The organism is Mesorhizobium sp. 2RAF21 (assembly GCF_052115345.1).
In the GTDB taxonomy this organism is placed as follows: domain Bacteria; phylum Pseudomonadota; class Alphaproteobacteria; order Rhizobiales; family Rhizobiaceae; genus Mesorhizobium; species Mesorhizobium terrae.
In genome coordinates, this window is sequence record NZ_JBFRGM010000008.1 from 1 (window position 1) to 12,665 (window position 12,665).

Annotated in this window: 12 protein-coding genes; 3 read left to right on the forward strand and 9 right to left on the reverse strand. The window is 63.7% G+C overall.

Features of this window, described 5'->3' with window-relative positions:
* Both AB4136_RS14095 and AB4136_RS14100 read left to right on the forward strand, forming a co-directional pair.
* Positions 1-189 (forward strand): formate--tetrahydrofolate ligase (locus AB4136_RS14095; RefSeq protein ID WP_441930940.1); only part of this gene is annotated, 189 nt, incomplete at its 5' end.
* 97 nt (positions 190-286) lie between these two features.
* Positions 287-685: a group II truncated hemoglobin gene (locus AB4136_RS14100; protein WP_137900622.1), complete on the forward strand. Its 399-nt coding sequence runs from the start codon at positions 287-289 to the stop codon at positions 683-685.
* Here the strand turns inward: AB4136_RS14100 and AB4136_RS14105 are convergent, their stop codons facing one another.
* The 9 genes from AB4136_RS14105 to AB4136_RS14145 all read right to left on the reverse strand — a co-directional run bounded on the left by AB4136_RS14105 (position 686) and on the right by AB4136_RS14145 (position 11,234).
* Complete coding sequence (locus AB4136_RS14105; RefSeq protein WP_137900623.1) at positions 686-1,456, reverse strand: isocitrate lyase/PEP mutase family protein; 771 nt, start codon at positions 1,454-1,456, stop codon at positions 686-688.
* 150 nt (positions 1,457-1,606) lie between these two features.
* On the reverse strand, positions 1,607-2,239 hold the full coding sequence (locus AB4136_RS14110) for a sarcosine oxidase subunit gamma family protein (RefSeq protein ID WP_137900624.1): 633 nt from the start codon (positions 2,237-2,239) through the stop codon (positions 1,607-1,609).
* On the reverse strand, positions 2,232-5,264 hold the full coding sequence (locus AB4136_RS14115; RefSeq protein WP_137900625.1) for a sarcosine oxidase subunit alpha: 3,033 nt from the start codon (positions 5,262-5,264) through the stop codon (positions 2,232-2,234). Before AB4136_RS14115 ends, AB4136_RS14110 begins: the two co-directional genes overlap by 8 nt.
* Entirely contained in the window at positions 5,264-5,563 is a 300-nt protein-coding gene (locus AB4136_RS14120) for a sarcosine oxidase subunit delta (protein WP_137900626.1), read from the reverse strand. The genes AB4136_RS14115 and AB4136_RS14120 overlap by 1 nt, the downstream gene beginning before the upstream one ends.
* 16 nt (positions 5,564-5,579) lie before the next feature.
* Positions 5,580-6,833 carry a sarcosine oxidase subunit beta family protein gene (locus tag AB4136_RS14125; protein ID WP_024925721.1) on the reverse strand — a complete coding sequence of 418 codons (1,254 nt, stop codon included), beginning with the start codon at positions 6,831-6,833 and terminating at the stop codon, positions 5,580-5,582.
* A gap of 30 nt (positions 6,834-6,863) precedes the next feature.
* Positions 6,864-8,201, reverse strand: a complete 1,338-nt coding sequence (gene glnT, locus AB4136_RS14130) for a type III glutamate--ammonia ligase (RefSeq protein WP_024925722.1) — start codon at positions 8,199-8,201, stop codon at positions 6,864-6,866.
* Between the two features lie 52 nt (positions 8,202-8,253).
* Positions 8,254-9,582, reverse strand: coding sequence for an FMN-binding glutamate synthase family protein (locus AB4136_RS14135; RefSeq protein ID WP_024925723.1), 1,329 nt, complete (start codon positions 9,580-9,582; stop codon positions 8,254-8,256).
* A gap of 13 nt (positions 9,583-9,595) precedes the next feature.
* A complete protein-coding gene (locus AB4136_RS14140; RefSeq protein WP_024925724.1) occupies positions 9,596-10,333 on the reverse strand; it encodes a GXGXG domain-containing protein in 738 nt (245 codons plus the stop codon).
* 4 nt (positions 10,334-10,337) lie between these two features.
* Positions 10,338-11,234, reverse strand: coding sequence for a class II glutamine amidotransferase (locus AB4136_RS14145; protein WP_024925725.1), 897 nt, complete (start codon positions 11,232-11,234; stop codon positions 10,338-10,340).
* 291 nt (positions 11,235-11,525) lie between these two features.
* Between AB4136_RS14145 and AB4136_RS14150 the strand changes: the two genes are divergently transcribed.
* Positions 11,526-12,659 carry an aminomethyltransferase family protein gene (locus AB4136_RS14150; protein WP_024925726.1) on the forward strand — a complete coding sequence of 378 codons (1,134 nt, stop codon included), beginning with the start codon at positions 11,526-11,528 and terminating at the stop codon, positions 12,657-12,659.
* Positions 12,660-12,665 lie beyond the last annotated feature (6 nt).

Below are 12,665 nucleotides of genomic sequence, written 5' to 3' on the forward strand. Positions count from 1 at the left end.
ACCGATCCGAACCTGCGCGGCGCGCCGACCGGCCACACCGTGCCGGTGCGCGAGGTGCGGCTTGCCGCCGGCGCCGGCTTCGTCGTCATCATCTGCGGCGAGGTCATGACCATGCCGGGCCTCCCCTCAAAACCCTCGTCGGAGAAGATTTTCCTCAACGACCAGGGCCAGATCGAGGGGCTGTTCTAGGCACAAAGGGCAATCGGCAGTCGGCAGTCGGAACAGGAGTTCACCCGACTGCCGACTGCCCACTCCCGACTGCCCTCTTCAACCTGCCTCAAAACTGATGACACCCCCCGGAAAAGTCTCGCTTTACGAAGCCATCGGCGAGGACGACGGCTTGAGCCGGCTCGTGCGGGCTTTCTACGACATCATCGAGCAGGCCCCGGAAGCGCAGGAGTTGCACCTTTTGCATCGCCGAGGCCACGGCATCGCGCATTCCCGCATCGAACAGTTCGATTATCTTTCAGGCTTTCTCGGCGGTCCCCAGCACTATGTGCAAAGGCATGGCCATTCGCGGCTGCGCGAGATTCACGACCATGTTCCGATCGGTCCCGACATGCGGGATCTGTGGCTGAAATGCATGATGAAGGCTGTAGCTGTGGCCGGCATCACCGAACCGACCGCCAGCCTGCTGATGCAGCATTTGACGCGGGCGGCCGAAATCGCCCGCAACCAGGACTAGCTACCCGGAAATCGCGGCCCGCGCCTGCTCTTCCAGCCAGACCACCATCTTGCGATAGGGCACCGGGCCGTGGCTGACGCGGGCGACGCCGAGTTCCGCCAGCTTCTGGCGCGGTGGCACATGCGCCAGCGCGATGATGTTGACCGGCAGTGCAACGGCCTTGCACAATTTCTCGATCAGCGCCGGATCGCCCAGTCCCGGGGCGAAGAAGCCATGCGCGCCAGCCTTCTCATAGGCAGCCGCGCGAGCAATCGCCTGCTCGACCAGCGCCTCGCTGTGTTCTTCCGGTTTTGCTTTCAGGAAGATGTCGGTGCGGGCATTGATGAAGGCCGGGACACCACTCGCCTTGACCGCATCGGCCGCTGCCCTGACGCGCTCCACCTGAACCGCGATCTCATAGAGGCCGCCGCCACCAACGATCTGGTCCTCGAAATTGAAGCCGACCGCGCCGGCCTCGATCGCCTGCCTTACCGTGCTTGCAACCGTCGCCGGAGCCGGGCCGTAACCGCCTTCCAGATCCATCGTCGCCGGCAACTCCACCGAGGCGGTGATGCGACGGAAATTATCCAACGCCAGCGCCAGCGGGATCTTCTCGCCGTCAGCGAAGCCGAAGGCCGCAGCCACCGGCCAGCTGCCGGTCGCCAGCGCTTTCGCGCCAGCCTTGACGACCGCCTGGGCGCTGCCGGGGTCCCAGACATTGAAAAGCACCACCGGGTCGCCCTTGACGTGAAGGGCGTGGAAAGCGCGTGCGCGTTCGATCTGATCGCTCATGGAATTGCCTTATGCCGGGATAACAAACCGGGCGAACCTATCGCGCACCCGGCCGTCACGCCATGGCACAGATCGGCGTGGCGACGCGTCCAACCGACCGGACAGGATCCCGGCGGGTCACCCGTGCCCGTCCGATATGAAGGCGAGCGTTCAGGCCAAAGGGGTACGCGATGCCTCGACGCCATATTCGGCGGCGGCATCGGCCAGCGTATGCCAGAGGCTGTCGGCAAAGCTGGTGAAGACGAGCAGATTGTAGACCGGACTGCCGTCCGGCGCATCGGGTCCGCGCCAGAGATTGACGCCGGTATGGTCGATCGAGGTCGCCGCGGCAGCTCCAACCGGGAAGACCGTCTCATGCAGGTCGATCGACGACACTTTGACCAGCGCATCGCGCGCCTTGTTGCCCGAGATCTGGATCAGGCAGCGCCCGCCCGATTGATCGCTCAGCGATGCCGCATCGCCAAAGACAGCCGCAAGCGGCAAGACCGCATTCTGCAGTCCGTTGCCGATACGCACAACGAGGAACTGGTCTGGACCGGACCAGATCAGTGTCGCGCCCTTGCCGGCAATCGCGGCCGGACGATCGGGCGCCGCCACCCCCCATTCCTTCTTGGCGGCCTTGGCCAAGTCGGCGGCACGACCGCGCCTTGCCATCACCTGCACCAGACTGAAGTCGCTGATCTCGGTCATCGCCACACCGGCCTGACCTGCGGCCAGGCCCAACCGGCCCGGCGATAACGCCTTGCGCAACGGCGACTGTGCTTGCCAGGAAAACTCAGCCACGTTGACGCCCTCCTTCAGGGTCGTAGAAGACCGGACTGGTGATCTCGACTTCCATGTCCTCGCCTCTCAGCGGATCATAGGCGCGCACGATCTCGCCAAAACGCTCGCGGCCGCGCTCGACCAGCGCCAGCGCGATCCAGTGGCCCAGCATCGGCGAATAGCAGACCGAGGTGAGATAGCCCTGGTCGGTATCGGGGCCGGGAACCGCACCCTTGGGGACGACATGAGCGCCGGAGCGCAGCCTGTTGGCCTTGTCGACCGGCTTGATGCCGACCACCACCTGCCGGTCGGACGCAACCAGCGCCTCGCGCCCGGCCATGGCACGGCCGATATAGTCCTTTTTCTTCGACGCCATCTTGCCGAGGCCGAGATCATCGGCCGTCGTCGTGCCGCTGAGTTCCGGCCCGGCGACATGGCCCTTCTCGATGCGCATCACGCCGAGCGCTTCCGTGCCGTAAGGCGTGACGCCGAATTCGGCGCCTGCCAACATCAGGTTCTGCGCCATCGCCTCGCCGTAACGCGCCGGCACGCCGATCTCGAAGGCCATCTCGCCGGAGAAGGAAATGCGATAGAGCCTGGCCCGCATGCCGCCGCGCAGCGACACCTCTCGCACGCCCATGAACGGGAACCCTTCGTTGGAAAGGTCTTCCGAAGGATCGCACAGCTTCTTCAAGAGATCGCGCGTGTTCGGCCCGGCAATCGAGAACTGCGCCCACTGGTCGGTCACCGAGGTGAGCTGTACGTCGAGTTCCGGCCACAGCACCTGCCGGCAGAATTCCAGATGTTGCATCACCAGTCCGGCCTTGGCCGTGGTGGTGGTGAGGAAATAGTGATCTTCGGCCAGCCGCGACGTGGTGCCATCGTCATAGACCAGCCCGTCCTCGCGCAACATCAGCCCGTAGCGGGCCTTGCCGACAGCAAGATTGGAGAAGGTGTTGATGTAGACGCGGTCGAGGAATTTACCCGCGTCGGGGCCATGCACGTCGACCTTGCCAAGCGTCGAGACATCGCAGAAGCCGACGCCGTTGCGCACCGCCTTGACCTCGCGCGTCACCGATTCCAGCCAGTCCTTTTCGCCGGCGATCGGATACCACTGCGCGCGTTTCCAAAGTCCGGTGTCGACGAACACCGCGCCGCGTTCCGCCGCCCAGTGATGCGATGGCGTCAGCCGCCAAGCGTGGAAATTCTCGTCGCGATGATGGCCGGCCAACGCGCCGATCGCTACCGGTGCATAGGGCGGACGATAGATGGTGGTACCAGTGTCGGCGATATTGCGCCCGGTCGCCTCGGCCATGAGAGCAAGGCCGTTGACGTTGGACAACTTGCCCTGGTCGGTCGCCATACCAAGCGTGGTGTAGCGTTTCAGGTGCTCGACGCTTTCAAAACCTTCGCGCTGGGCAAGCTTGATGTCCGATGCGGTCACGTCATGCTGGAAGTCGACAAAGGCCTTGCCGCCTTCGACATGCCAGAGCGGTGCAATCGCATAACCTTCGTCGTCGCCGGCCGGGATCGCGCCGGCCTTGCCCTTGGCGCCGCATTCCTTGGCGGCGGTCGCCCCCGCCTCATGTCCGGCACGCAGGCAGGCGGCCAGCGAGAAATCGCCGTTGGCGGCGCCCACCATGACCATGCCGGGCGGACATTGGCCGGGTACGAAAGCGGCAATGTCATTGCGCCATATTGGTCTGCCACGATGGAACGAGGACAACGCGACATTCGGGTTCCACCCGCCCGACATCGCCAGGCAGTCAGCCTCGATCTGCTGCGTGCGTCCGTTGGTATCGCGCACCACGACGCTGCGCACGCCATCGACACCGCCGCCGACCTCGCTCACCACGCCGGCGAGCAGCCTGGTATCGGGGTCCCGCTGTGCCTTGGAACCATCGCCGCGGCTGTCGATCACCGCCGTGACGATGCCACCGGCGCGCCGTACGGCCTCGGCAGTGCGCCAGCCGTCGTCATTGTTGGTGAACAGCGCGACCCGGCGGCCCGGCATCGCCGCAAACCGATTGATGTAGCTGCGCACGGCGGACGCCATCATCACGCCCGGCCTGTCGTTGCCGGGGAAAACGATCGGCCGCTCGATCGCGCCGGCGGCGACCACGGCCCGCTTGGCAACGATGCGCCACAGCCGCTGGCGCGGCTGATGCGCAGGCGGTGTCGCGACATGATCGTTGACACGCTCCAACGCACCATAGGTGCCGCCGTCATAGACGCCGAACACGGCGGTGCGGACCATGATGCGGACATTGGCGAGGCTCTCGATCTCGCGCAGCGCGCCGGCCAGCCAGTCCGATGCCGGCTTGCCGTCGATCTCACCGCCGTCCGAAAGCAGGCGACCGCCCGGACGGTTGTCCTCTTCGGCCAGGATGACGCGCGCTCCCGCGCGGCCGGCAGCCAGTGCCGCGGCAAGACCCGCCGGGCCGCTGCCCACCACCAGCACGTCGCAATGCGCCCAGGCTTTTTCATAGTGGTCGGGATCGGCCTCGTTGGAAGCCTTGCCGAGGCCGGCGGCGCGGCGGATGGCCGGCTCGTAGAGCTTTTCCCAGAACTTCGCCGGCCACATGAAGGTCTTGTAGTAGAAACCGGCGACGAAGATCGGCGAGAACAGCGAATTCACCGCCATCACATCATGGCGCAGCGACGGCCAGCGGTTCTGGCTTTCGGCAACGAGCCCGTCATAGAGCTCGGTCGTCGTGGCACGCGTATTGGCCTCGCGGCGGGCGCCGGTGCGCAGTTCCACCAACGCGTTCGGCTCTTCGGCACCGGCGGTCAGGATGCCGCGCGGCCGGTGATATTTGAACGAGCGCGCGACCAACTTGACGCCATTCGCCACCAGCGCGGAAGCCAGTGTGTCGCCGGCGAAGCCGCTCATGGTCTTGCCGTCGAAGCTGAAGGACAGCGGCCTGGCACGGTCAACCAGCCCGCCGGCGGCGAGGCGGTGGGACTGCGTGGCGCTCCCAACCGAGGCCGTCTGGCCGGCGGCGTCGACCCGCTGCAGCCGATCGGTTTGCACGGCGTCAGCCATCAGCGGCCTCCTGTCGCGGCGCCCGCGCCGGTAGCGGCGCGCACGGCCGTGATGTCGTGGGTCGTCGTGCTGCGGGTGACGGTCAGCCACGAGCGGCAACCGCCGCCGTGGTACCAGTGCTCGGTCATGTCGCCGGCAATGTTGTCGCGCAGATAGACATAGTCGAAGAACAAATCCTGCGCGTCAGGCTGTTCGCCCCCGTCGGCAGCAAAAGCCGACGGCCGCTTCGGTGCCGCGTCGCCAAGATAGGTGAACTCGCCGAGTTCGCGTTCGCCGCAGAATGGGCATGCAATGCGCATGACGCCTTACTCGCTTTCAATGCAGATTGGGTTGGGCGCCCTGGCCCTTCTCGTCGATCATCGCGCCACGCCGGAAGCGGTCGAGCCGGAAGCGTTTCGCCTCCTCATGCGGCTCGTCGCGGGCAAGCAGATGGGCAAAGACCAGCCCGGAGGCGGGCGTCGCCTTGAAGCCGCCATAACACCAGCCGGCGTTGAGGTAGAGCCCGTCGATGGGTGTCCTGTCGATGATCGGCGTGCCGTCCATCGACATGTCCATGATGCCGCCCCATTGGCGCAAGAGCCGTACGCGGCCGATCATCGGCATCAAAGCCATGCCGCCTTCGCAGACGTCCTCCATGACAGGCATGTTGCCGCGCTGGGCATAGGAATTGTAGCCGTCGAGATCGCCACCGAAGACAAGCCCGCCCTTGTCGGACTGGCTGACATAGAAATGGCCGGCGCCGAAGGTGATGACGCCGGGGATGAGCGGCTTGATCGCTTCCGATACGAAGGCCTGCAGCACATGGCTTTCGATCGGCAGGCGCATGCCCGCCATCGCCGCGACGCGCGAGGTGCTGCCCGCCACCGCCATGCCGACCTTGCCGGCGCCGATCGTGCCGCGCGAAGTTTCGACGCCGGTGATTTTTCCGTTCTGGTCGCGCGTGAAACCGGTCACTTCGCAATTCTGGATGATGTCGACACCGAAGGAATCGGCGGCGCGCGCATAACCCCACACGACAGCATCATGGCGGGCCGTGCCGGCACGTGGTTGCCACAACCCACCCATCACCGGGAAACGGGCATTGTTATAGTTCAGGAACGGCAGCACTTTTCGGATCTGTTCCGCGTCGAGCAGCTCGGCATCGATGCCATTGATGCGCATGACGTTGCCGCGTCGGGCAAAGGCGTCGCGCTGCGCATCCGAATGGTAGAGGTTGATGATGCCGCGCTGGCTCACCATGGTGTTGTAGTTGAGGTCCTGCTCCTGCCTTTCCCACAACTTCATCGACAGTTCGTAGAAGCCGGTATTGCCAGGCAGCATGTAGTTGGAGCGGATGATGGTGGTGTTGCGGCCGGCATTGCCGGAGCCGATCCAGCCCTTTTCAAGCACCGCGACATTGCGGATGCCGTATTCCCTGGCGAGGTAATAGGCGGTGGCCAGTCCATGACCGCCGCCGCCGATGATCACCACGTCATAGTGTTTTTTCGGCTGGGGATCGCGCCAGGCGCGCGTCCAGCCCTTGTGGCCTGAAAGCGCCGCCTTGGCGAGCGAGAAGATCGAGTACCGCATTTCAGTCTGTTCTGGCTTCTGTTGGTACGACTACACGTCGAGCGTATGGTCGCGCTCCCATTGAGTGAAGTGCGAAGCGTAGGAATTCCACTCCTGCTGCTTGAGGCGCAGGAACGCAGCGGAGAACTCCTCGCCCATCGCCGCCTTCAGCGATGCGTCCTTGTCGTATTCGCGCAGCGCATCGAGCAGGTTGAGCGGCAGCTTGGCGCCATGGGTGACGGTGTGGCCGTCCTTGTACATGTCGATGTCGCTGCGTGGGCCGGGATCGGCCTTGCTCCGCATGCCGTCGAGGCCGGCGGCGATGATCACCGCCTGCATCAGATACGGATTGGCCGCGCCATCCGGCAGCCGAAGCTCGAAGCGGCCAGGGCCAGGCACGCGCACCATGTGGGTGCGGTTGTTGCCGGTCCAGGTCACGGTGTTGGGAGCCCAGGTGGCACCGGAGACGGTGCGCGGCGCGTTGATGCGCTTGTAGGAATTGACCGTCGGGTTGCAGATGGCGGCAAGTGCGGAGGCATGTTTCATGATGCCGCCGAGGAAAAAGCGGCCCTGTTCGGAGAGACCGAGTTCCATGCTCTTGTCGGCGAAGGCATTGGTCTTGCCGCCGAGGTCCCAGACCGAGATATGCGCATGACAGCCGTTGCCGGTGAGCCCCTGGAAGGGCTTCGGCATGAAGGTCGCACGCAGGCCGTGCTTTTCGGCGATCGATTTCACCATGAACTTGAAGAAGGAGTGCTTGTCGGCTGTCGCCAACACATCGTCGAAGGCCCAGTTCATCTCGAACTGACCGTTCGCATCCTCGTGGTCGTTCTGGTAGGGCTCCCAGCCGAGCGACAGCATGGCATCGCAGATTTCGGCGATGACATCATAGCGGCGCATCACCGCCTGCTGATCGTAGCAGGACTTGGCGGCGGTATCGTATTCGTCCGAAATCTGCTTGCCGTCCGGCGTCGTCAGGAAGAACTCGGGTTCAACACCGGTCTTGACGCGGATGCCGAATTCGGCGGCTTCCGAGACCAGTCGCTTCAGCGTGTTGCGCGGCGCCTGGGCGACGCTCTTGCCTTCCATCAGGCAGTCGGACGCCAGCCAGGCGACTTCCGGCTTCCACGGCAGTTGGATCACCGAGGACGGATCCGGCACCGCCAGCATGTCCGGATGCGCCGGCGTCAGGTCCAGCCATGTGGCAAAGCCGGCAAAGCCGGCTCCGTCCTTCTGCATGTCCGAAATCGCCTGTGCCGGCACCAGCTTTGCGCGCTGGCCGCCGAACAGGTCGGTGTAGGAGATCATGAAATATTTGACGTTGTGCGCCCGAGCGAAATCCTTCAGCTCTGCGGTAACTGCCGTGCTGGCCTCGAAATTGGTTCCCATTGTTTTCCCCTGGGTTGTTCTTCTTGTTGTTTTGATTGATCGAAGAAGTTGCCTAGAAGCTGCCCTTTCCCGGTATCCAGCCGGTGCCGGCAAGCGGCACGCCGGCCATGGCAGCGGATTCAATGGTGAGCGCGCAGAGATCCTCCGGCTCGAGATTGTGAACGTGATTTTTGCCGCAGGCTCGCGCGATCGTCTGTGCCTCCAGCGTCATCACTTTCAGGTAATTCGCCAAACGCCGGCCGGCCGCGATCGGGTCGACCCGCTTCATCAGTTCCGGATCCTGCGTGGTGATGCCGGCCGGGTCCTTGCCTTCGTGCCAGTCGTCATAGGCACCGGCGGTGGTGCCGAGCTTCTGGTATTCGTCCTCCCAGCGAGGATCGTTGTCGCCCAGCGCAACAAGTGCGGCCGTGCCGATCGAAACCGCGTCGGCACCCAGCGCCAGCGCCTTGGCGACATCGGCGCCATTGCGAATGCCGCCGGAAACGATGAGCTGGACCTTGCGATGCATGCCGAGATCCTGCAGCGCCTTCACCGCCGGACGAATGCAGGCAAGCGTCGGCTGGCCGACATGTTCGATGAACACTTCCTGCGTCGCCGCCGTGCCGCCCTGCATGCCGTCGAGAACGACGACATCGGCGCCCGCCTTCACCGCCAGCGCGGTGTCATAATAAGGCCGCGCGCCGCCGACCTTCACATAGATCGGCTTCTCCCAGTCGGTGATTTCGCGGATTTCAAGGATCTTGATCTCGAGATCGTCCGGGCCGGTCCAATCGGGATGACGGCAGGCCGAGCGCTGGTCGATGCCCTTGGGCAGCGTGCGCATTTCGGCGACGCGGTCTGAAATCTTCTGGCCGAGCAACATGCCGCCGCCGCCGGGCTTGGCTCCCTGGCCAACCACGATCTCGATGGCGTCGGCCCGGCGCAGGTCGCGCGGGTTCATGCCGTAGCGCGATGGCAGGTATTGATAGACCAGCGTCTTGGAATGACCGCGCTCCTCCTCGGTCATGCCGCCGTCGCCGGTGGTCGTCGAGGTGCCGGCGATGGTGGCGCCGCGCCCGAGCGCTTCCTTGGCCGGACCGGACAGCGAACCGAAGCTCATGCCGGCTATAGTAATCGGGATTTTCAGCTCGATCGGCTTCCTGGCATGGCGTGCGCCGAGGACGACACTGGTGTCGCAGCGTTCGCGGTAGCCCTCAAGCGGATAACGCGAGATCGAGGCGCCGAGAAACAAGAGGTCGTCGAAATGCGGCAGCTTGCGCTTGGCGCCGGAACCACGGATGTCGTAGATGCCCGTCGCCGCCGCGCGGCGGATTTCCGACATCGTGTATTCGTCGAACGTGGCCGACCTGCGGGGCGTCGTCGGAGGATTGTGATAGGTCATTTATGCGGTCCCCTCAGTACGCGTCGGCGTTGTCGATATTGAAATTGTAGAGCGTGCGCGCCGATCCGTAGCGTGTGAATTCTTCCGGCTTGACGTCGGCGATGCCGGCACGGTCGAGCAGCTCCTTGAGCTTGGCGATGTGCTCGGCGCGCATTTCCTTCTTGATGCAATCGGCGCCCAGGCTCTTCACCTTGCCGCGCACGAACAGCCGCGCCTCGTAGATGGAATCTCCCAGCGCATCGCCGGCATCGCCGAGCACGACGAGATTGCCGGACTGCGCCATGAAGGCCGACATGTGGCCGACATTGCCGTGCACGACGATGTCGATGCCTTTCATCGAAATGCCGCAACGCGACGAGGCATTGCCTTCGATGACCAGCAGGCCGCCACGGCCGGTCGCGCCGGCATACTGGCTGGCGTCGCCTTTCACGATGATCTGGCCCGACATCATGTTTTCACCAACGCCCGGCCCTGCCGAACCATGAACGGTGATGCTGGCCTTGTCGTTCATGCCGCCGCAATAATAGCCGACGCTACCGCGCACCTCGACATTGATCGGTTGGTCGACGCCGGCGGCCACCGCATGATTGCCCTTCGGATTGACCACTTCCCAACTCGGCTCGTCGGCCGCGTCGGTCACCTGGTGCAGAGCGAGGTTGAGCTCGCGCAGCGGCGTCGCATCGAGATCGAAGACACGCGGCGCATAATTGACTTCGCGCTGAGGCGCCTTGGCGAGGTTTGTCACGGACATCGGCTCAGTGCTCCCAGAAATAGACGGTTGACGGCTCGGGCTCCCAGACCTTGGCATCCTCGATGCCGGGCAGCTTGGTCAGCGCGCGATATTCGGAGCCGAAGGCGACGTAGCGATCGGTCTCGGCCAGCACCGCCGGCTTGCAGGCGATCGGATCGCGCACCACGCCGAAGCCGTTCTTGGTGCCGACGACGAAGGTGAAAAAGCCGTCGAGATCGTTGACGCTGCTTTCCAGCGCCTGACCGAGGTTCTGACCGTGCGCGATCTTCGACGACAGGTAGGCGGCCGCCACTTCGGTGTCGTTCTCGGTTTCGAACTTCATGCCCTCGCGGATCAGTTCGCGGCGCAGATTGTTATGGTTCGACAGCGAGCCATTGTGCACCAGGCACTCGTCGGGGCCGGTCGAGAAGGGATGCGCGCCGAGCGTGGTGACGGCGGATTCGGTCGCCATGCGCGTATGGCCGATACCATGGGAGCCGGTCATCTTGGCGACATCGAAGCGCTTCACCACGTCAACCGGCAGGCCGACTTCCTTGTAGATCTCGATCGCTTCGCCGGCGCCCATGATGCGCACGCCCGGACGAAGTTCGGCGATCGCTTCGCGCGCCGCTTCGACCTTGGCGACCGGTACGTCGATCACCGCATGGGTCGACTTCACCAGGAGCTTCACCTTGATGCCGATCTTCTTGCCAAGGTCCGCCTCGAGACCCGCGAAATCAGCTTCGGGAGCCGGCGACTGGATTGTGATCTTGGCCTTGCCCTTGGTCGCCGCGCCATACACCGCGATGCCGGCGCTGTCCGGGCCACGGTCGGTCAACATCACCAGCATTTCGGACAGCATGGCGCCGAGCTGCGGCTCCAATGTCTTGTCCTTGAGGAACAGTCCCACGATTCCGCACACGACATCACCTCCAATGGCAGCAGTCTGATGACGAAACGCTAGCAGCTTTGATTTGCCAATTCAACTGCTGTGAATGTTTTTTTCCCTACAGAAAACTCTCATACTGGATGCACGGCACGACCGGCGCTTCCACGGCCGGGGTATAAAAAAGTTGCCTGGCAGTAATATTTCTTGCACAAAGATATTGCCCTGCCGGCGAATTTCGAGTCAATATGCTTCCTACGAAAGCGCAAGCCGATAAGAAAAAGAACGGCTGCGTTTCGATGGTACCCTTGAGGAGAAGGACCCAAAATGACAGCTTCCTGGCGTTTCTCGACATTGGCCGACCGTCACAGGGCCTTGGGCTCCAAGCTCGAAGACTGGAGCGGCATGGGCACGGCCTGGTCCTACGACAAGGATGCGGATGAAGAATACACCGCCATCCGCACCAAAGCCGGCCTTATGGATGTGTCCGGCCTGAAGAAGGTCCACATCACCGGCCCGCACGCCTCGCATCTCATCGATCTTTGCACGACGCGCGACGTCGAGAAGATCTATCCGGGCAAGTCCGTCTATGCCTGCATGCTCAACGAGGCCGGAAAATTCACCGACGACTGCGTCATCTACCGCATCAGCACCAATTCCTGGATGGTCGTGCACGGTTCGGGAACCGGCCACGAGGAACTGACCCGAGCCTCCATCGGACGCGATGTTTCGGTTCGCTTCGACGACAATCTTCACGACCTGTCGCTGCAAGGCCCGACCGCCGTCGACTATCTGGCCAAGCATGTGCCCGGCATTCGCGACCTCAACTACTTCCACCACATGCAGACCCAGTTGTTCGGCCTGCCGGTGATGATTTCGCGCACCGGCTACACCGGCGAGCGCGGCTACGAGATTTTCTGCCGTGGTCAGGATGCTGGGACGATCTGGGACCGCATCCTCGCCGAAGGCAAGGCGGACGGCATCATTCCCTGCCGCTTCACCACGCTCGACATGCTGCGCGTCGAGAGCTACCTGCTCTTTTACCCCTACGACAATTCGCAGAAATACCCCTTCGAGAACGAAGGCCCCGGCGACACGCTGTGGGAGCTCGGCCTCGATTTCACCGTCAGCCCGGGCAAGACCGGCTTCCGCGGCGCCGAGGAGCACTATCGCCTGAAGGGCAAGGAGCGCTTCAAGATTTTCGGCGTCCTGCTCGACGGCACCAAGCCGGCGGATGAAGGCGCTCCGATCTATCGCAACGGCAAGAAGGTCGGCGTCGTCACCTGCGCCATGTATTCGCCGCTGGTGAAGAAATCGATGGGCATTGCCCGGCTCGACGTTGACTGCGCCGTGGTCGGCACCGAGCTCGAAATCCGCAACGCGTCCGGATCGGTGAAGGCGACCGCCCAGGCCTTGCCATTCGACGATCCGAAAAAGCTGAAGCGCACGGCGAAAGGCTGATACGTT